Origin of the sequence: Lysinibacillus sp. NPDC059133, from assembly GCF_042755925.1 — a bacterium.
Classification (GTDB): Bacteria; Bacillota; Bacilli; order Bacillales_A; family Planococcaceae; genus Lysinibacillus.
The window spans coordinates 1-21,117 of sequence record NZ_JBHZDH010000027.1 but is presented as its reverse complement, the minus strand read 5'-3'; the positions used below and the strand labels follow the sequence as shown (position 1 = coordinate 21,117).

The window sequence follows — 21,117 nt, the reverse complement described above, 5'->3', positions numbered from 1 at the left end:
AACTATTACAACGGCCCTGAAATTCCTTGACGACGAATCATGATAAAGTGTGCTGCAAGTAACCCAAACAATACTGCAGGTAAGAAGAATACATGAATCGCAAAGAATCGTGTTAACGTTTGAGCACCAAGAATAGTTGAGTCACCCGCTAATAAGATTTTAATCCATTCACCGATAAACGGTACAGATGCAGCAATTTCGATACCTACTTTTGTAGCGAATAATGCTTTCATATCCCATGGTAATAAGTATCCTGTAAAACCAAGACCCATCATTACACCAAAAATACCTACACCAACCATCCAGTTTAATTCACGAGGTTTCTTATAAGAACCTGTGAAGAATACACGAAGAGTATGTAAGAACATCATTACGATTACTAATGAAGCCCCCCAGTGGTGCATACCGCGTACGATTTCACCAAATGCTACTTCGTTTTGTAAATAATAAACTGATTTCCAAGCATTCACTACGTCTGGTACATAGTACATTGTTAAGAACATACCTGATAGTATTTGAATAACTGTGATGAAGAAAGTTAATCCTCCGAAACAGTAAACGAATGCTGAAAAATGATGTGCAGGGTTCACGTGCTCTGGCACTTCGTGGTCGGCAATATCACGCCAAATAGGTGTAATATCTAAGCGTTCGTCGACCCAATCATAAATTTTATTTAGCACTGTTTTGTACCCCCTTACTTAACTAGAGTATTTGCTTTAGTTGGACCAAGCGATAAGTAACCATCTTCTTCTTTAACTTCGTATTCATCCAACGGACCTGTAGGCGGTGTACCTGGTACGTTTTTACCATTTTTCTCGTAACGTCCAGCGTGACAAGGACAGAAGAATTGATTTGGATGTTTTGAATCTTCTTCCCAGCCAACCATACATCCTAAATGCTTACAAACAGGAGATAATGCAACGATTTGATCGCCATCTTTGTAAACCCAAGCAACGTTTGTTACTTCTGATTTGTACCATGCGTCAACTTGTTCAAATTTTAAGTCAACTTTAACTGGTTTGTCAGTAATATCAGCGATTTTATGCTCTGTCTTTATAAAATTCCCACCATCATGGTTTTGTAATAATGGGTCAATTGCAAAGCGAACCATCGGCATCAGCATACCTGCCGCCATAAAGCCACCTACACCAGTTAGTGTATAGCTTAGGAATTGACGACGTGAAACTCGATTATTACTCATTTTTTTCCCCCCTCTAACTTAAAGGTAAGTCCAACGGACATTCATTTACAAATAGTAATACTAGGACATATCTATGATATATCAACTCCATAGCTTGGTCAATATAGCATTCTGAGGAAAGCTGGAGAATGTGAACATTTATTGAAACAAATTGTTAAATCTGTGCCCATTTGGTCGAAAGCATCGGAATCACTTGTCGCAATTGATCTTCGAGAATAGAGCTTTTCACACCTTTATCCATACTTTCTAACGGAATCGCTGGTAGCCATACAACATTTATTCCCTCTCCAATATTTGTCCAAAAATGGTCACAAGTAATGAAGAACACATGCTTAAAACCAGCATTATGTAATTGTGCCTCTAATTGCTTCGGCATATCTTCGTTTTTTAATGTTTCACTATACGAAAATGGTGGCATCAGTAAAAGACGACCTTTAAACTGTTGTTCGATAAAAGATGTAAGCGATAACAAAAAATCCGCCTCTGTACCACTCTGTTTCATTTTTTCAGGAGATAAATCGACGGTTACGAGTGGAACAATTGCTGTATCGATAAATTCCTTCTGTGCCATGAACGATGTCACATCACTTGCATTAAAATACATCTCACAAACCTCCTTATGTTGCATAAATCAATTTTTGCCTTGGCGTAATTGCGTAAATTGTGCCCAGGCGTGCCCGAGGGCCGACACGATGTCGGTCATTTTGGTAAACCACCGAACGTAGCAAGTTCCCTCTTTTTCAGTAGATGCTTGATACACCCACTGAAAGAAGATAAAAAAATGCCCTTCTCCACTCTTCAATAGGATAGCCAATAAAAAGTGAAAACAATCATTCACTTGTTATGTTATCATATTGAGGTAGATAAAGGACATTCAATTTTTGCCTATAACTAACGTAAATTAGCTGTTTCCTTTAGAGCTTGTAACAAATTAGACAATTCATAAAACCGCTCTTCATCTCCCTGATCGAGAGCTTCATCTATTTGCGCGAGTAATTTTTCTTCTTGGAATACGAGTAAGCTGTTGGAAAGCAGCTCTTCTGCCAGTAAACGATCTTTTTCACTGACAATCAGTGCTTCCGGCATATAAGGGTTTTCTTCAAGAACTGCTAAGTATTGTGCACTTGGTGGTACATTAGGAAAATTCAATTGTATATACATATCTTCATGTTCATGTAAGCGTAGATCATGGAAAGATTTCTCGGCATCTGCTGTCATTACATTGCCTTTGTAAAAACGAAATGGCACACCTGTTGAGTCAACCGTTGACATTACCATTGCTCTAGGGCAATAGTGAGCTTCTTCAACAAATCGAATTCGTTTTAATAACTCATCATTGCTTAATAAGTAATTCAAAATCCATACACATTCACGACGTTTCAATTGATAATTTTTTAAAAACCATCTAACAAATGCTTTTTTATCGACAACTGATACAGAAGCAGTCATACCCACTCCCTCCTTTACTCAAATTCTAAGGTTTCTAACTTCTCTTGCCATTCTAGTTCACCAGGCTGAACAGTTATTAATTGACCGAGTACTTCTTTAGCTTCTGAACGCTTTCCTTCTTCTAATAAGAAATAAACATATTTTTCTAAAAATGCTGCGTCTTCCTTAAAATCATTATATGCCAAATGGTAAAATTCGTATGCACGGTCGTACAATTCTAAATTTTCATATGCAACCGCAGCAAATGGGTATAAGGTGCTCCATTCAAAATCATTTTTTTGCAACGTTTCAAATAATTCTATGACATCCTCATGTCGCTCTTGCTGTGCCAACACAGAGATTAATACTAATACTGCTTCCATGTATTCAGGATCTAGGGCAATAGCTTCACGTAAATGCTGCTCACCCTCAGCTGGCAAACCAGTTTTTAAAGCCATTTTACCTGCGAATAAAAATAAGGTCTTATCATATTCGTCACGCTTTAATCCTTCCTGAATGGCAGCGTAAGCTTTTGTATTATCCTCCGTCATAGCATAGCTTTCAGCAAGCAATAAATAGGCAGAAAAATAATCAGGGTCTAATTCTTTTAATTCCTCTAATTGTTTAATGGCCATTTCATATTTTTGTGATTGAAAGGCTGAATACGCTGCACCAAATAAAACATCTGGCTTTACTTCATCATCAAGTGCTTTTAAATAGTAATCTAAGGCCGTTTCATAGGCAGCTCCTGCACGATACACCTCAGCAAGTCGTTCAACAAGACTTACCCCAGCAAATTCAACTTGCTGTTCATATAATTCTTCATATAGTCTTGCAGCCTCTAAAAAACGACCCGTTTCAAATAACAGCTCCGCTTTAGCAAATTGTAATAATGGCTCCTCTGGTAATATAGATAGTGCCTCATTGATGCGCATTTCTGCTACTTCAAATAATCCTTGCATTTGATAATAATCTGCTAATACTAATAATGCTTGCGGGTATTCCGGAGATGTCTCCTCTACTTCTAATAAAAAATCTAGCGCTTCATCTTCAGCACCAAGTTCCATCAAGACGTTTGCACGATCAATTTTTAACTGTGCCTCTTCTGGGAATAAAAATTGTAAATGCTCCAGTACACGGTCTGCTTCCTTCATATACCCATACTGCATAAACACTTCAGCTAGCGTATAAATTTCCTCTGGTAGCTCTTTCGTTAAAAATGATTCAAGTAGCTGTTCAATTAATGCTAAGTCTCCTTGTTCAAGTGCTTGCATCATTTCAGTCATCGCATTGTTCACAGTCATTCACCTATTCTTTCATTAATACCTTTATGCTACAAAACATTTTCCTTCGAAACAAGAAAAAACTCCCCAAATTCCTTGGAGAGTCAAACATTGACGTTACCTTACTTCCTCTATATGCTCGAAAAACGATGGATAAGAAACCGCAATACATTCTGCATCATCTAAAGTTACAGCCTCATCTGTTATTAGTGCTGCAACAGCGCCCATCATTCCTATACGATGATCACCATAAGTGTTAAGGCGAGCACCACGTAATGGAGTTGGTCCTTCAATAATCATTCCATCCTCAGTCGCTTCAATAGTAGCGCCTAGTTTTTTCAATTCATCCACTACAGCCGTTATCCGGTCTGTTTCCTTCACTTTTAACTCCTCGGCATCCTTAATAATAGTTCTGCCATTTGCCTGCGTTGCTAATAAAGCAAGAATCGGGATTTCATCGATAAGACGAGGAATAATATCTCCCTCAATTGTAGTTCCTTTTAAAGCTGACGTTTCAATTGTAATTGTTGCAGTCGGCTCTGATTGGCTATCTTCATTCGGCATAAGTGTTATAGATGCGCCCATATGTTGAAGCACTTCGATGATACCATCTCGTGTTGGATTAACTCCGACATTTTCTAGCGTTATTTTACTACCTTCACAAATAGCTCCTGCTACTAAGAAAAAGGCTGCTGATGAAATATCACCTGGCACAGAAACATGCGTCCCTGTTAGCGTTTGCCCTCCTTGTAATGAAATAACACCATCCACCTCGTCAACCTGCGCACCAAATTGACGTAGCATTCTCTCAGTATGATCTCGAGATACTTCAGTTTCTCGCACAATTGTAGTACCTTCAGCACGTAAACCCGCAAGTAAAATAGCTGACTTCACCTGTGCACTCGCAACAGGCATATGATAATCAATAGCTTGTAATGCTGTACCTTGAATGGCTAATGGCGTATATTGTCCATCTGCCCTCCCAGTAAAGTGTGCACCCATTTGACGTAACGGATCAATAACACGGCGCATCGGTCGCTTTCCAATGGACGCATCCCCTGTCATCACTGAATGTACATTAGATCCAGCTAGAATCCCTAGCATTAAGCGTGTCGTCGTACCAGAGTTTCCTGTGTATAGTACCTCTGTAGGCTCTTGCCACCCATCTATACCTGGACTGTCGATGGATACATTTGTTCCTTCCACGTCAATTTTCACACCGAGCTTGCGGAAGCAGTCTATTGTACTCAAACAATCCTCACCTAATAAAAAACCGTCCACTGTCGTTTTACCCGTTGCGATAGCTCCAAACATAACGGAACGGTGAGAAACAGATTTATCACCTGGAATCGTTAACGTCCCTTGTAAGGAAGGTTTATCATATTGTAATACTTTTTCACTCATCGTTTTCTTCCCCCCCATATGAAGATAGAAAGCGCCGTAATTCCGACGCTTTCAGGCATTTCCAATTAAGTTTTTCTAGTTTGCCTATGAAATATATGTTTCATAATTAGCACGTTTTTGTATACACGCTGCTGCACGTTCACGGTCACTTTCGCTTTGTAAGCTAATAACAAGAATCCCGAAAACGTCCTCACGTGACTCTACGATACGTAAATTCGTAATACTAATCGCTTCGTCTGCAAGTAAGCCTGTCACCTCAGAAATAACCCCCGGATAGTCAGGAACATCAACATATAAGTCAAATGATGTGAACATAGCTCCTGCACTAATCGGTAATTCATCCCTTAGCTCTTTGGCAATCGCAAAGTATTGTTCAATGTCCTCCGAGCCACCATTTAAAAGCAGTTCCTTAACACGACTCATTTCCTTTTCCCAGCCTTCTAGCTGTGCAATAAGCTCATCTCGATTTTGTAATGTAATATCTCGCCATAAAATCGGATTGGATGACGCAATACGCGTTACATCGCGAAAGCCCCCTGCAGCAAGTGAGCGTGTCATCGGATACTCCCCATTTTCTCCGCCCAACTGATGCACAAGAGATGCTGCAACGACATGTGGGAAGTGACTAACTACAGCTGTCATATGATCATGCTCACGAGCAGATACACTAACAACCTTTGCATGTGTAAATTTTAATAGACTTTCAAGCTGTGCCATATGGACAATTTCTTCACCGGCAAGCGGCGTTAGCATATAATACGCATTTTCAAAAAGGTGAGCCTTTGCAGCTAAAACACCGCTTTTATGTGAGCCTGCCATTGGATGTCCTCCAATAAAGGTAATGCCTAACTCACGTAGCTCCCCAGCCTTTTGCATAATCATCTTTTTTGTACTGCCTGTATCTGTTACGATTACTTTATTTTTTAACGGCCATGTTTTTAATTGTTCCATCCATTCAAGCGTTGCGTTGACGGGTGTTCCAAAAATGATTACATCCACGTCTTCCGCAACTTCTTTTGGATCCGCCACAATATCATGAACAATATTTAATGTTTTCGCATGTTCGCGTGTTTTCGCATCCATATCATAGCCAATAATCTTTGTTTCTGGTGCCTTTTGTAATGCCAAGGCAATCGAGCCTCCAATTAGGCCAAGCCCAATAACGAGCACTTTGCGTGTCGTCATGCAAAAACTCCTTGCTCTTTTAGGACGTTTTCAAGGTGACCTAACAACGCTTCATTTTGAGCCTCTGTTCCGATTGTCACACGGATAAACCCGGGTAATCCTAACGCATTGCCACTACGGATTATAAAGCCTCGTTTCATTAGCTCATCGAAAACAACATCACTATCAGCGTTCGTATTAAAGAAAATAAAGTTCGTATCAGAAGGGAAGTATTGCAAATTATGTTTTTCACAAAATTCAATATATTGTTTTTTACCTTTTTCATTTGCTTCACGGCAAGCATTTATATATTCTTGATCACTTAAAGCGATTGCCGCGACCGCTTGACTTAAAATGGTGTTATTAAATGGCGCTCTTACTGGATCAAGCTTAGCAATTACGTCTGGTTGCCCAATTGCATAGCCCACTCGGAAAGAAGCTAGACCATATGCTTTTGAGAAAGTACGCATTAATAGTACATTTGGAAACTCATTAATTAAAGGAAGAGTATCTTTGTGACCAGGATGCATTACGTATTCGATATAGGCCTCATCTAATACTACTAGCACATCACTAGGTACCTTAGTTAAAAATGCACGCAATTCAACATCAGGTATCACCACGCCCGTTGGATTATTTGGACTACAAACCCAAACGATTGATGTGTTAGTATCTATTGCCGCTACCATTGCATCTAGATTATGTGCACCTTCTATGCAAGGAACTTTGCGTACCTCTGCTCCTTCTATTGCTGCATTGTGCCAGTATTGAGAGAAGGAAGGGTCTGCCATGACTGTGTTTACACCTGGATACAACAATGCACGAGTAATAATGGCAATGATATCGTCGGAGCCGTTACCAAACAGAAGCTGTGATTCTTTGACATCTAGATGATGCGCAACAGCTGTACGTAAATTTTGCGCATAGCCGTCTGGATAGATAGCATGATTTACTGAATTATTTTGTAAATAAGCAGTTACCTTAGGTGAGCACCCAAATGGGTTTTCATTAGATGCTAATTTTACGACTTCTTGTAAGCCATATTCACGTTGTACTTCTTCAATTGGTTTACCAGGCTTATATGCTTGCATACCGTCCAATTGTTGTTTCCATTTCATCTCAAACATCTCCTCTAATTATTTAGCTTGGGCTAAATCTGGTCTTAATTTCACTGCATCATTGAGATACAAGTGTTTTACATCCTTTTGTGCCATATCCACATTCGCATGTATTAATATACGAATACAAAGTGGCAATGCGTTCGGCACGTCCATTTCATGCATACACATGACAGGTACATATTGCCACCCGTCCATTAACCGTACAGCACGTGCTGGAAATGCTGATGTAATATCAGGCGTTGTGGATATAAGTATGGAAGCAATATCATCTACTTCCACATTATTTGCTGTTACTACTTCACGCACTAATCTTGCTGTTTCATCCCATACAAGCTCCGGCTTGTCAGATTCAATTGTAATCGCTCCTCTAAGTCCACGAATCATACAAGCACCTCCGCTAATAGCTGTCGGAATTCCGTGTCTACTTCTCTGCACTCTGCTAAATCAATTGGTTGAACGAAAGGTTTACCAATTTTACCCAGTAACACAAATTGTAAAACACCATACTCCGCTTTTTTATCTTTCATTAAATACTCTGTTAACTGATTAAAAGAATACATTTTCACAGATTCAAATGGATAGCCATTTTTCACTGCAAATTGTAAAAATGCTGTAGTGAAGTTACGGTCTAATTCACCGTATCGTTCACTTAATAATAAACAATACACGAGTCCAATCATTACAGCCTCGCCATGCGCTACTTTTCCATAACCAGCGGCCGCTTCAATGGCATGACCATAAGTATGACCTAAGTTTAAAAATTTCCGCACGGATTGCTCGGTTTCGTCCTCTGCTACTATTTGCGCTTTTACTTCAATTCCTTTTCTAAGCTGCTTCGCTAATTCTTCTGTGTTGAAATGAATAACTGTCTCTGCTGCCATTAATTCCTCTAACCACGCTGCATTAGAAATCATCGCATGCTTGATCACTTCTGCTGTTCCTGAACGTACCTCGCGCTCAGGTAAACTTTCGATAAATACAGTATCGTAAATAACTCCCTCAGGTTGATAAAACGCACCAATCATATTCTTACCTAGTGGATGGTTAATAGCTGTTTTACCGCCTACTGCTGAGTCATGTGCTAAAATTGTCGTTGGGATTTGAATAAACGGCACCCCACGCATATAAGTAGCTGCCACAAAGCCTGTTAAATCACCTACAGCTCCCCCACCAAATGCAAAAATAAATGATTTACGTGAGCATTTTTGTTCAAGTAAAAATGTTTGGGCTGCATAGTATTGTTCGAAAGTTTTACATGCCTCACCACCTGGTAAGACAAAGACCTCAAAATGATAAGGGAAATTAGCCTTGAAATAATCTCCTTGCGCTGCCCATACATTAGCATCCGTAAAAACAATGAGCTTATCCGCTTTTTGAAGCTTATCATCAAATGCTTTTACTGCCTCTGCTAAAAATTTATGACCAAGGACAACCTCATATTGGTGCGATTTCGTTGCTACTGGTACTCGCATATTAGAACCCCTTTGTATAATGACGGTGTTCGTCGATTTGAGCTTTTAGTTGAGGTAATTGATCGCTATGGAATTGTTCCAATATTGCATTCGCTATTTCCCAGGCAATAACGTGCTCAGCAACAACTGATGCTGCTGGTACTGCACAGCTATCCGAGCGCTCTACACTAGCTTTAAATGGCTCTTTCGTTTCAATATCAACACTTTGCAACGGTTTATATAATGTAGGAATTGGTTTCATTACACCGCGTACGACAATTGGCATTCCAGTAGACATTCCACCTTCTAAACCACCAAGTCGATTTGTTGCACGTGTATAGCCTTCTTCCTCTGACCAAATAATTTCATCATGTACTTCAGAACCTTTACGGCGTGCCATTTCAAATCCGATTCCAAATTCAACACCTTTAAATGCATTGATAGATAACATGGCAGCTGCTAATTTCGAATCTAGCTTACGGTCATAATGAACATACGATCCGACACCGGCTGGCATTCCTTCTACAATGACTTCAACAACACCACCAATGGAGTCGCCCGCTTTTTTCGCTTCATCAATTGCTTCCACCATTTTTGCAGAAGCCTCTGGGTCAACGCAATAGCAAGGGTCTGCTTCAACAATGGCACGAATTTCATCCGCAGATTTTCCTTCTACTAAGGAAGTGTCTGCCTTAATACCAACGATTTCTGTTACATGTGCGACGATGGAAATGCCTAATTCATTTAAAAGCGCTTTTGCAACAGAACCTACAGCTACACGGACAGTTGTCTCGCGCGCTGAAGAACGCTCTAATACATTACGTAAATCACGGTGTCCGTACTTCATGCCTCCTACTAAATCTGCATGTCCTGGACGAGGACGTGAAATTTGGCGTTTGATATCTTCAGGATTCACATCTTCTGCTAATGGTTCTGCTCCCATAATTTTTGTCCAGTGCTTCCAGTCATCATTTGTGACTACGAGCGCTACGGGAGAACCAAGTGTTTGTCCATGACGAACACCAGCGACGATGTCCACTGTATCCGTTTCGATTTGCATACGGCGGCCTCGCCCATGCCCTCCTTGACGACGTTTTAAATCGTGGTTAATTTTTTCTGCTGTAATGGGTAAGAGCGACGGTAAGCCCTCAATAATTGTTGTTAATTGGGGGCCATGTGACTCTCCCGCTGTTAAGTAACGCATAAACACTTTCTCCCTTCAACTCGCTAAAGTATGTATTTTTCACTATAACATATATTCTCTAAAAAAACAGTCCTTTTGCAAATGTCTTTCAAAGACTTGTTTTAATTATTTGTAAATTCCGAATTGCTCTCGCGACTTCAATTATTTTTAAAAGTACCTTTAAAGGTAATTTAGAGCACCTCGTTAAATTCGAATATTCTGAACGATTTACTTAAAAAAAGATATTTTCTTCATTTTCACTAATCATTAGCTTTCACCAATCATGCTTTTACCGGTAGTTAATCTCCTACTTATTTTCATTCGCTAAATTTTGATGTTGGTGTCTTACCGCCCATTGATGCGAGATAACTAATAAAAAATACGCTTTTTGCTTATACCAAGCGAAAAGCGCACGATTCATCTATGTCTCAAGCCTTAAATTATGTACATGACATTCATATTTGTCTAGTGTACGAATGCTTTTCTCATATTATTAACTATTTTCGTCTATAGAAGAATGTATCCTCAACTTCAAACTCATAACGAGATGGATTAAAAATTTGCTCTGTAGATCCAACAAATAAAACGCCATCCTTACGCAATGCTTTACTAAAATTCGTATAAATCTGATCTTTCGCTTCTTCAGTAAAATAAATCATCACATTGCGGCAAACAATTAAATCATAATTAGAATCGTAATGGTCTTTAAGTAAATTCTGTTTCTTAAACGTCACACAACGTTTAATCTCATCCTTGACCCTATAAAAGGAACCTTCTTGCTCAAAATACTTAGCTTTAATATCACTCGGCACTTCTGCTAATGAGCGCTCTGGATACACACCTAATTTCGCCTTTTGAATGACATTTTCATCTAGATCAGTAGCAATGATCTGAATTTGAGATAATGGCACTAATTGAGATAATACCATGACTAAAGAATAAGGTTCTTCACCCGTTGAACAAGCAGCACTCCAAATTTTTAAACGCTTATTAGATTGCAGTAATTTCGGAAATATTTTTTTCTGCAACACTTCCCAACGCTTCCCATTGCGATAAAATTCGGAAACATTAATGGTCATGCGATCTAAAAACTCATTCATTAAGTCACGATCTTGTTCAAGTGCCTTTAGAAAGTCCACAAAATTACGATATCCCTTTTTCTCATACAGAGATGTTAATCTTCTTTTCATTTGCGCTTCTTTATATAGCGCTAAATCAATTCCTGTTTTGCGCTTTATACCTGCTATAAACTGTTCATAATCAGACATGCGGTCTTCTTCCCCTCTAGCGTCGTATTTCCATTATAGCGGAAAAGTGCCATTCCTGAAATAGTCTTTCACATGTAATCCAAGTTACTTAGTTGAGTTTTGTTTTTCCTCTAATAATAACACTTTGGATTGCTCTAATTCTAGACGTAATTTTTCTGTTTCCATCGTATACGTTTCTAACCTGAGCTTTTCTAACTCCGTTTCTTTCTCAATAGCCTTTAATTTAATTTTTTGCTTTCTTGTATGGGCATCAGTAAAAATCCCTGCTAAACTAATAACTACTCCACCAATAATAGCAACTATTGCAATTGACAATACTTCCACATCCTCTCGTTAATAATGATTATACGGTAAAATGGAAAAAATAGTTTCACTTTTCTTTTCATTCTTTCATTAAATTAGCTAAAATATTCTCATTGATATGTATTAAACGTGATGAGCCTATATCCCCTAAATTTTTACGTAAAAAATGAAGGTAGTTAGTCACCACCTTCAAATTTTTTTGTCTCCTAAACCTCTACTCTATAATCCTTTAATTCTTCTCGCAATTTTACCTTCATGAATTTTCCTACAGAGGTTTTCGGTATTTCATTTAAAAATACAACATCATCAGGAATCCATGTTTTATGGAATTGCGATCGTAAATCTTCTAGTAGCTCTGATTTCGTAATGGCATCCTTAAATTCAGGATTTGGTACAACACACGCTAGAGGTCGTTCAATCCATTTTTCGTGGGGAATGGCTATAACAGCAGCCTCAAACACTTTAGGATGTGACATTAAAGCATTTTCAAGCTCTACTGAAGAAATCCATTCTCCACCGCTTTTAATTAAATCTTTTGTCCGATCTGTAATTTTGATATAACCATCTACTGTCACTACAGCAATATCACCAGTGTAGAGCCAGCCATCTTTAAAGGCTTCTGCTGTTCGTTCATCGTTATAATACTCGGCAGCAATCCACGGGCCTCTAATTGTCAATTCGCCCATTGTTTTGCCATCCCAAGGTACTTCACCGTTTTCATTGACTACACGCGTTTCAATGAGCGGCACTGTTATTCCCTGCGTAATACGAACATCCATTTTTTCATCCATCGTATAATCTTGCATATGTGTTAAATACGTCGATATGCTAACAAGTGGCGATGTCTCGGTCATACCGTAGCCCGTCATGTAAGGAATTTTAAGCTCCTCCTCAAAGCCACGAGTTAGACCGAGCGGTGATGCTGAACCACCACATACAATCAATCGTATCGAAGACAAATCACGAGGATTTTTGCGTTGCTCCTGTAATACCCCAAGCCAAATTGTAGGTACTCCTGCAGTCAACGTTACCTTGTATGTTTCAAATAAATCAAGTAGTAGCTGCGGTGTAAACATTGGCCCAGGGAGCACCTGTGTAGCACCAAATAATACACCAGCAAACGGAAATCCCCACGCATTCGCATGAAACATTGGTACTACAGGTAGTAAAACATCTGCCTCGCCTATTGCAATACTATCGGAGATTCCTGCTGCCATAGTATGGAGGACAATACTACGATGAGTATATACTACACCCTTTGGCATTCCTGTAGTTGCACTTGTGTAACACATGCCAGCAGGTGTGTTTTCATCTAAATCATCTGGGAATCTAAAATTATCATTCGCCTCTTCGAGTAATGCCTCATAAGAAAGAACATTCGGTAATGGGATGTTTTCTAGCTCGACAGCATCTCCCATTACGATAAAATGCTTAACCGATTTAAGCTGTGAGACAATCGGTGCAATAAGCGGAACTAAGTTATCATCAATTAGTAATATTTCATCTTCTGCATGATTAATAACATAAGCAATATGCTCAGGCGCTAATCGAATATTAATCATATGCAAGACAGCACCTGCGCATGGGACTGCAAAATATGCTTCTAAATGGCGATGGTGATTCCAAGCAAAGGTACCTACTTTCATACCTCTCTCCATCCCTAGCTTTGTAAGGGCATCTGCTAGTTTACGAGTTCGTTTTACATATTCTTTATAAGTAAACTCGTGAATTGTTGTAGGGCTTGTCCGCGAATATATTTTTTTCGCATGGAAAAATCGTTCTGCTCGATCCAAAAAACTTGTTAATAATAAAGGTGTATCCATCATATGCATAAAAACGCTCCCCTTTGTTCATAAATTTTTGAATCGTCCAAGGCTGACTGCTACTACCAATAATTACATACGAAACAAGCTAACTTTTTCGGCTCGCTATCCGCAGACAAGCACTTTTCACTTCAGAGCTTCACGAAAGCGTAATCACGGGAAGGTGGTTTTAGCCTTCGGTCATTCTGTCAGCTTTTTTTGCAGGAGTCGAGCACCTTCAAGTTATCCCTACTTCGGCTGCATACGAATCGCGCCGTCCAAGCGAATTACTTCACCATTTAATAAACCATTTTTGATAATACTTTCGACCAATAGCGCATATTCTGATGGTTTCCCAAGTCGTTTAGGGAATGGAGTCATTTGGGCAAGCGCTGTTCTTGCTGGCTCTGGTAGCGATGCAAACATTGGTGTTTCTACTAATCCTGGAGCAATCGTCATAACACGTACACCAATTTCAGCAAGCTCTCTTGCAATCGGCAACGTCATCGCCGCCACACCACCTTTTGACGCACTATATGCCGCTTGTCCTATTTGCCCATCAAATGCTGCCACAGATGCAGTATTAATAATAACGCCACGCTGACCATCCTCGTTCGGCTCATTATGTTGCATCTTCTCGGCTGCTAGGCGAATCACATTGAAAGTCCCAATTAAATTGACAGAAATCACCTTTTCAAATAAACCAAGAGCATGTACACCACGCTTAGAAAGTACTTTACTTGCATCAGCAATTCCAGCACAATTCACTGTGACGTTAATGGACCCAAATGTCGCTACTGCTTGTTCAAGCCCTGCCGCTACATCAGCTTCTTTGGTAACATCAACACGTGCATATTGGACATTCTCCCCTAACTCCTCTACTAGTGTGTGTCCTCGCTCGTCATTAAGATCAAAAATGACTGCTTTGCCACCTTCTGCAACAACTTTGCGAACAGTAGCCTCTCCTAAACCAGATGCTCCCCCTGTTACAACTGCTATTACTTCCTTCATCAAACACAACCCCTTTTACATTTTTTCAATGATAGTAGCATTCGCCATTCCCATACCTTCACAAATTGCAAGTAAACCATATCTTAAATTTTCTCGTTCCATTCTATACAGCATCGTTGTTAACAGTTTTGTACCCGTCGCTCCTAATGGATGTCCTAATGCAATTGCTCCTCCATCCGGATTCAATTTATCGGGATCTGCTCCAATTTCGCGCAACCAAACAAGTGGTACTGGCGCAAAAGCTTCATTCACTTCATACGTATCAATTTCCTCAATCGTAAGACCTGAACGTTCCAGCGCTTGTCTAGTTGCCTCAATTGGACCAGTTAGCATTAACGTCGGATCTGAACCAACGACAACTCGTGTAACAATTTTAGCAAGTGGTCGGATGCCAAGTTCCTGCGCCTTTTCTAAAGACATAATAACTACAGCTGAGGCACCATCACTCATTTGACTTGCATTACCGGCTGTTATCGCACCATCTTCCTGGAAAACGGTTTTTAGTCCATTTAATTTATCAACTGTCGTTTCTGCACGTGGCCCTTCATCAACAAAAAACGTTGTCACTGTGCCGTCTTCTTGCGTAAATTGGACAGGCAATATTTCCTTTTTAAAACGGCCCGCCTCAATTGCCGCTAATGCTCGTCTATGACTATTGTAAGCATAGTTATTGAGCTGTTCCTTTGACAAGTTCCATTTTTCCGCTATTTTCTCGGCTGATAACCCTTGATGTATAATTGTATAGTTGTCTTGTAATCGTTTACCCGCGTGGGCTCCCTTCATGTTAGAACCCATTGACACCCTCGTCATACTTTCAACTCCACCAGCAATAACAATGTCCATATCGCCTGCTAAAATAGCCTGTGCCGCGAAATGAACAGCCTGCTGACTTGATCCACATTGACGATCAATTGTCACACCTGGGACACTCTCCGGAAAACCTGCCATTAATAGGGCTGTACGGGCTATATTTGCTCCCTGTTCAGCAGTTTGCGTCACACAGCCAAAAATAACATCCTCCACTTGATCCTTATGGATACCTGCTCGTTGTACCACTTCTTGCAGTACATCTGCCGCTAAGTCATCTGCTCGAACGTTGCTTAATGCCCCTTTACTTCTGCCAACTGCTGTACGAACAGCTGATACAATTACCACTTCTCTCATAAAAAAACCCCTTTGCACTGTCGATTCTCTCATTTCCTATCATCCAATGTATTTAGATGCTATGAAATATATTCTTGATTATTAAGCTATATCAATTATGCCTTGGCATAATTGCGTCCGGAATCGGCTTTGTGCTTAGGCCTGCACGAGGGCCGACACGATGTCGGTCATTTCGGTAATGCCACAGGACGTGGCGTTTTTACCGATGCAGGTCAGTTAGCCGTTATCGCATGGATGCGATGATCTTAGGCTAACATCCTATGTGAACTCCCTTCCGATTCCGTGACATCCGCCGGAGGCTTTAACTTCTTACAGCGGATGTTTTTTGTACCGAAAGCGTAGCGACAGGTACAGATGTTTGGACACCCCCTGAAAAGCGGCTTAAAACCGCATTCATCTAACCGCCTATATAGGTAGGAGATTTCTGCTGAAAGAAGTTAAAAACCTTAATTATCAGAATATTGTATCTTTAATTTTACATGACTAAGAAGTATTTAACAATTCTATATGTATCTAGAAAATTCTATTCAACTGTTTTAATAGGTTCCATTTTTTAGTTTTGGCTTCTATCTGTCGCTTTAATAAAGCCTTTTTCAGAGCATAAAAAAAGCAATCTCAAATTGAATTGAGATTGCTTAATCTATTCACAAATAATTAAGCTAAATCTTCACCGAAGAATAAGCCGATTTCACGCTCAGCAGAAGCAAGAGAGTCAGAACCGTGAATGATGTTGTGAGAAACAGTTGTTGCATAGTCACCACGGATTGTACCTGGGTTAGATTCTTCAGGTTTAGTTGCTCCCATCATTGTACGAGCAAGCTTAATTACGTTTTCGCCTTCCCATACCATAGCGAATACAGGACCAGAAGTGATGAAATCAACTAATTCACCAAAGAATGGACGCTCTGCATGCTCTGCATAGTGCTTTTCTGCTAATTCTGTAGGAATTACCATTAATTTAGCACCTTTCAATACAAAACCGCGACGTTCAAAACGATCTACGATATCTCCTACTACTTGACGTTCAACGCCGTCAGGCTTAACCATTAAAAAAGTTTGTTCGATTGCCATGTTTAAAACACTCCTTAAATTCGTATAACAGGTTTTACACCTACCGATAAATATTAACAAAAAATGAGCCTTTGTACAACAAAAAGCTAGAATTTACGCTTACCCATAAACAAAGCGACATCACGTAGTTTTTTCTTGACAGGATGTTTTGGTAATGCATCTATTTCCTGTAATGCCTTTTTCAAATATTTATCACTCATTTTATTAGCTTGCTCAATCGCGTCAGATTTACGCACATACTGCAGCATATTTTGACGTTCTACTTCTGTCAACGTACCTGCAAATACTTTTGCCAAGTAAGGTTGCATCTCAGGATCATCTTTTAACAGAAGAATCGGTAATGTAATATTGCCCTGCAATAAATCACTACCTGCTGGCTTTCCTAATTCTTTATCTGTTGCCATTATGTCTAAAACATCATCGATAATTTGGAAGCTCATGCCTACAAAATAGCCGAAGCGTTTCAAATGTCTCACTGTTTTGGGATCAACACCTGCTGCTACTGCACCAAGTTCACAACTAGAAGAAATCAGTAATGCCGTCTTTCGTTTGATTCGTCTAAAATAATCCTTTAATCCTTGATCTAGTCTAAATTTATCTTCGATTTGAATGACTTCACCGTTACAAATTTCCACCATTGTACGTGCTAAAATTTGATGAACTAATGGGTCTTCAAGCTTTGTAATATATTCAAGTGCACGTGCAAAAATAAAATCGCCCGTGTACATTGCAACTCTATTATTCCATTGTGATTTGACAGTCGGGCGTCCTCTTCGCATATTGGAATCATCAATTACATCATCATGCACAAGTGATGCCATATGAATAAGCTCTACTGGCACGGCTACATCCTTCATCTTTTCGATATCATAGTCGCCAAATTTCGCGCCAAGCAACACAAAAATTGGTCGTATCCGTTTGCCACCAGCTTGCAATAAATGGAGAGAAGCATCATTGATCAAACCTGAAGAAGAGTACACTGCTTTTTCTAATTCTTTTTCAATGATATCGATATCTGATTTCAAATCGGAATAGAGTAGTTTTAACTTCATCTTTTCCACTTGTGAAAACCTTCCCCCGTTAACGTACCTTTTTAAAGCCCATATGCATTGCCGCAGCACCGCCACTGTATGCTTTGTACGTTACTTTTTCTAAACCTGCCTGTTCAAACATTGCCGCTAACTTTTTCATACCTGGGAAATCATTTGCTGATTCCTGTAACCAAGAATATTCTTTAAAGCTTTTCGCAAATATTTTACCAAATACCGGCATTATATATTTAAAATAGAAACGGAATAGTTGTCGATACCCGGGAATTTCAGATTGAGATGTTTCTAAACAAACAACCACTCCCCCAGGTTTTACAACACGATTCATTTCCTTTAAAACTTGTAAATAATCTGGTACATTGCGAAGCCCAAAACCAATTGTTGCATAATCAAAAGTATTGTCTGGGAAAGGTAACTCCATAGCATTTCCATGTATTAGTTCAATTTGTGGGTATGGCTTTACCTTTTCCTCGCCAACCTTCAGCATGTTTTTACTGAAGTCTAGCCCTTTTACTTCTCCGCCTTCACCAACTGCCTCGGCTAATGCAATTGTCCAATCTGCCGTACCACAGCAAACATCTAGTGCCTTCGCTCCAGGTTTTACTGCCATGTGCTTCATCGTATCATTGCGCCAGCCAACATGCATTTGGAAACTAATAACACCATTCATTTTGTCATAGTTTTCCGAAATACTTTCAAATACTTCGTGCACGTGTTCTTCTTTCGTTTTAGCCATTTTGAAAAACCTCTCTTATCCATTAGTAGAAGCAATGGATGCCTCTACACGTGCTTGTAGAGCTTGTTTCACATCACCTTGTAAAAACGATGCATCTTCTATCACCTGTAACAGCTCTGTTTTTAATTGCACAATTTTGTCCTGTATGACGTTGCCATATGTCGCTCCAGCAGATCTCGCACTTTCTTCAAGAACCTTACTCATTAAAGTTACTTGACCACGTTGATATGTCGCCCATTCTCTTTCTAAACGCAAGATTAATAAGCTCTTCTCCACAATTGAAATATAGTTACCAAACGAATAGAGCTCAAAAAATTTTGAGATTAATCCCGATTCAATGTTACTTATTGAGGCATACCATTGTTCGACTGATCGTTTTTCAGCCTCATAAACTTTAATTTGGTGTTCACAACGTTCCACAATCCCTTGCGACAAACTTCTAATCAATGCGACATTTCCCGACATCGCTAAAATCTCATAATAACGGCCACTATAAAAGTCTCCAGCTAAAACGGTTAGCTGCTGTTCTTTTGATGTGGCATCTAATTCTTTTATATGATCGTGCGCCGCTAAAGCTGCGTACACAATTCCAACAGTGATTGCAGCTTCTCTTTCCTCTCGCTGCCACTCCTCACCATTCAAAAAGGGAACTAACAAGTAAAATAATTGATTTTCATCGAGCACAGGCACCCCTGTGTATTTTTGCAAAGTTCTATGACGAACATCCATGAAAATCTCTGTTTTTAATTGTGCAATTGAATTTTGAATGTATGTTGCATTCATAGACCTTACTCCATTTCACTTTCAAATACGTTAGCCACTTCATGGATCTAACGCTTGCTTACTGAGTCATTATAGCACACGCGACGATTCGGAATAAAAAATTTTTGCTTTATTCAACATGATATGCAGTAGAGCTTCCCCAATCAATTATGTCTCGGCATAATTGCGTCCGGAGGCTTTGGGCCAACGTGATGTTGGTCGCTCAGTCGTGTATTGTTGTAGTTGTAGTTGTAGTTGTAGTTGCTGTCGCTTCGCTTTCGCACAGTTAAATTGCCACAGGACGTGGCGTTCTTAGACTGAGTTCCTCTATTTCAGCGGGGACATCCGTTGAAAGTAGTTAAAAAACAGTTTTACACATTTAATCGATTTATATGTGTCATCACTAAACTATTCTTAAAGCACCTCTGAATGTAATTGCTCTTTATTACTTTTTCGCTTCGCTATTTATAACACCATGAGCTGTATGAATCTGTGCTTTCCCACGAATTTTCATGGCAGATGTATGTTCGGTAAATTGAGCAATCATCACTTCGCCTGCATCTAATTTTTCAGAATGATGGAACTTTGTATCTGTACCTCGTGTTAAACCAATTACATGCACTCCATCTTCCTCTGCTTGAATAACAATATAATCTTGTGCCATTGTCTGTACACTCCTTAAATCCGACAAATTCTTAGTCCATCATAACATAATTAGACATGCAATTTAAGACATTTGAATAAATGATAAAACTTCTCTACGTTTTACTTCATCTTCTTCGTAAATACCACGTGCAACCGATGTCACAGTTTTAGATCCTGGCTTCTTAAGCCCTCGCATAGTCATACACATATGCTCCGCCTCAATCACTACATAAACACCTTTCGGAGAGAGCATTTCCATAATTGTCTCTGCCACTGAAGAAGTAATACGTTCTTGTAATTGCGGACGACGAGCAATTGCTTCTACTGCACGTCCTAATTTACTTAGTCCAGCAACAATGCCATCGTTTGGTATGTATGCGACATGAGCTTTTCCGTAAAAAGGCACTAGATGATGCTCACACATCGAATAAAACGGAATGTCCTTTACAAGCACTAATTCCTCATGGTCTTCATGAAACACTGTTTTAAAATAATCTTTTGCGTCTTCATGTAAGCCACTAAACATTTCTGCGTACATTTTTGCTACACGTTTTGGTGTATCGAGTAAACCTTCACGATTTACATCTTCGCCTACCGCTTCTAATATCATTTTTACTGCTTCTTCTATTTTCAATAAATCAACATTCGACATCCGTAAAAACCCTCCTGCGTATCAATACATTACACATTTCCTTATGCATCGTAGCATATCCAAAAGGTAAGCGCAAAACGACTTACTTGATTCAAAAGAAATTCAACGCTATATGAGAAAAATTGCCACTTAATGCTTTCTAATTTGGAGTATATTTTATAAATTTTGACTCACCACCATAACGTGTGGTTGATTTCCGTTCCGACTGGGCGCTTTGTTGTTGTTGCTGACGCTTCGCTTTCGCACAGATAAAACATTTGTTGCTGATGCTTCGCTTTCTCACAGATAAAACAATTGTTGCGGTCGCTACGCTTTCGCACAGAAAACATCCGCTGCGCTCCAGGGTCTCGGGCCAACAGATTTTTTTTGCGCGAAAGCGAAGCGGCAGCAAAAGGGTTTCATTCTGTGCGAAAGCGTAG

General features: G+C 39.6%; 23 protein-coding genes. All 23 read right to left on the bottom strand.

The window, feature by feature from the left end:
* Positions 1 to 5: 5 nt before the first annotated feature.
* Positions 6 to 680, bottom strand: coding sequence for a menaquinol-cytochrome c reductase cytochrome b subunit (gene qcrB / locus ACFXN8_RS14990; protein ID WP_049666761.1), 675 nt, complete (start codon positions 678 to 680; stop codon positions 6 to 8).
* Between the two features lie 14 nt (positions 681 to 694).
* Positions 695 to 1,201: a Rieske (2Fe-2S) protein gene (locus tag ACFXN8_RS14985; protein WP_376076412.1), complete on the bottom strand. Its 507-nt coding sequence runs from the start codon at positions 1,199 to 1,201 to the stop codon at positions 695 to 697.
* A gap of 154 nt (positions 1,202 to 1,355) precedes the next feature.
* The gene (locus ACFXN8_RS14980; RefSeq protein WP_386846152.1) at positions 1,356 to 1,805 is read right to left on the bottom strand and encodes a DUF2487 family protein; all 450 of its coding nucleotides are present in this window, start codon (positions 1,803 to 1,805) and stop codon (positions 1,356 to 1,358) included.
* 287 nt (positions 1,806 to 2,092) lie between these two features.
* On the bottom strand, positions 2,093 to 2,650 hold the full coding sequence (locus tag ACFXN8_RS14975) for a ReoY family proteolytic degradation factor (protein WP_053593562.1): 558 nt from the start codon (positions 2,648 to 2,650) through the stop codon (positions 2,093 to 2,095).
* 14 nt (positions 2,651 to 2,664) lie between these two features.
* Complete coding sequence (locus ACFXN8_RS14970) at positions 2,665 to 3,933, bottom strand: tetratricopeptide repeat protein (RefSeq protein ID WP_386846150.1); 1,269 nt, start codon at positions 3,931 to 3,933, stop codon at positions 2,665 to 2,667.
* 96 nt (positions 3,934 to 4,029) lie between these two features.
* On the bottom strand, positions 4,030 to 5,316 hold the full coding sequence (aroA, locus tag ACFXN8_RS14965; RefSeq protein WP_386846148.1) for a 3-phosphoshikimate 1-carboxyvinyltransferase: 1,287 nt from the start codon (positions 5,314 to 5,316) through the stop codon (positions 4,030 to 4,032).
* Positions 5,317 to 5,400: 84 nt separating this feature from the next.
* Positions 5,401 to 6,501: a prephenate dehydrogenase gene (locus ACFXN8_RS14960; protein WP_376076403.1), complete on the bottom strand. Its 1,101-nt coding sequence runs from the start codon at positions 6,499 to 6,501 to the stop codon at positions 5,401 to 5,403.
* A complete protein-coding gene (gene hisC, locus ACFXN8_RS14955) occupies positions 6,498 to 7,598 on the bottom strand; it encodes a histidinol-phosphate transaminase (RefSeq protein ID WP_386846145.1) in 1,101 nt (366 codons plus the stop codon). The genes ACFXN8_RS14960 and hisC overlap by 4 nt, the downstream gene beginning before the upstream one ends.
* A gap of 18 nt (positions 7,599 to 7,616) precedes the next feature.
* The gene (gene aroH, locus ACFXN8_RS14950) at positions 7,617 to 7,985 is read right to left on the bottom strand and encodes a chorismate mutase (protein WP_386846143.1); all 369 of its coding nucleotides are present in this window, start codon (positions 7,983 to 7,985) and stop codon (positions 7,617 to 7,619) included.
* The gene (aroB, locus tag ACFXN8_RS14945) at positions 7,982 to 9,073 is read right to left on the bottom strand and encodes a 3-dehydroquinate synthase (RefSeq protein ID WP_376076398.1); all 1,092 of its coding nucleotides are present in this window, start codon (positions 9,071 to 9,073) and stop codon (positions 7,982 to 7,984) included. Before aroB ends, aroH begins: the two co-directional genes overlap by 4 nt.
* Before the next feature lies 1 nt (position 9,074).
* On the bottom strand, positions 9,075 to 10,256 hold the full coding sequence (gene aroC, locus ACFXN8_RS14940; RefSeq protein ID WP_386846141.1) for a chorismate synthase: 1,182 nt from the start codon (positions 10,254 to 10,256) through the stop codon (positions 9,075 to 9,077).
* A 476-nt stretch (positions 10,257 to 10,732) separates the two neighbouring features.
* Complete coding sequence (locus ACFXN8_RS14935) at positions 10,733 to 11,503, bottom strand: CheR family methyltransferase (RefSeq protein ID WP_386846139.1); 771 nt, start codon at positions 11,501 to 11,503, stop codon at positions 10,733 to 10,735.
* Positions 11,504 to 11,587: 84 nt separating this feature from the next.
* Positions 11,588 to 11,818, bottom strand: coding sequence for a hypothetical protein (locus ACFXN8_RS14930; RefSeq protein WP_376076389.1), 231 nt, complete (start codon positions 11,816 to 11,818; stop codon positions 11,588 to 11,590).
* Positions 11,819 to 12,012: 194 nt separating this feature from the next.
* On the bottom strand, positions 12,013 to 13,638 hold the full coding sequence (locus tag ACFXN8_RS14925) for a long-chain fatty acid--CoA ligase (RefSeq protein WP_386846137.1): 1,626 nt from the start codon (positions 13,636 to 13,638) through the stop codon (positions 12,013 to 12,015).
* Positions 13,639 to 13,857: 219 nt separating this feature from the next.
* A complete protein-coding gene (locus ACFXN8_RS14920) occupies positions 13,858 to 14,619 on the bottom strand; it encodes a 3-hydroxyacyl-CoA dehydrogenase (RefSeq protein WP_386846135.1) in 762 nt (253 codons plus the stop codon).
* Positions 14,620 to 14,634: 15 nt separating this feature from the next.
* Positions 14,635 to 15,783, bottom strand: coding sequence for a thiolase family protein (locus ACFXN8_RS14915; RefSeq protein ID WP_376076382.1), 1,149 nt, complete (start codon positions 15,781 to 15,783; stop codon positions 14,635 to 14,637).
* 654 nt (positions 15,784 to 16,437) lie between these two features.
* Positions 16,438 to 16,854 (bottom strand): nucleoside-diphosphate kinase, encoded by a 417-nt coding sequence (gene ndk / locus ACFXN8_RS14910; RefSeq protein ID WP_376076379.1) that lies wholly within the window; start codon positions 16,852 to 16,854, stop codon positions 16,438 to 16,440.
* 86 nt (positions 16,855 to 16,940) lie between these two features.
* Positions 16,941 to 17,915, bottom strand: a complete 975-nt coding sequence (hepT, locus tag ACFXN8_RS14905; protein WP_376076377.1) for a heptaprenyl diphosphate synthase component II — start codon at positions 17,913 to 17,915, stop codon at positions 16,941 to 16,943.
* A gap of 19 nt (positions 17,916 to 17,934) precedes the next feature.
* A complete protein-coding gene (locus tag ACFXN8_RS14900) occupies positions 17,935 to 18,639 on the bottom strand; it encodes a demethylmenaquinone methyltransferase (RefSeq protein WP_386846132.1) in 705 nt (234 codons plus the stop codon).
* 15 nt (positions 18,640 to 18,654) lie between these two features.
* Entirely contained in the window at positions 18,655 to 19,422 is a 768-nt protein-coding gene (locus ACFXN8_RS14895; RefSeq protein ID WP_386846130.1) for a heptaprenyl diphosphate synthase component 1, read from the bottom strand.
* Between the two features lie 424 nt (positions 19,423 to 19,846).
* Positions 19,847 to 20,065 carry a trp RNA-binding attenuation protein MtrB gene (mtrB, locus tag ACFXN8_RS14890; protein WP_049666799.1) on the bottom strand — a complete coding sequence of 73 codons (219 nt, stop codon included), beginning with the start codon at positions 20,063 to 20,065 and terminating at the stop codon, positions 19,847 to 19,849.
* Between the two features lie 63 nt (positions 20,066 to 20,128).
* On the bottom strand, positions 20,129 to 20,698 hold the full coding sequence (gene folE / locus ACFXN8_RS14885; RefSeq protein ID WP_376076370.1) for a GTP cyclohydrolase I FolE: 570 nt from the start codon (positions 20,696 to 20,698) through the stop codon (positions 20,129 to 20,131).
* 139 nt (positions 20,699 to 20,837) lie between these two features.
* A partial coding sequence (locus ACFXN8_RS14880) for a hypothetical protein (protein ID WP_386846127.1) occupies positions 20,838 to 21,117 on the bottom strand: 280 nt, incomplete at its 5' end.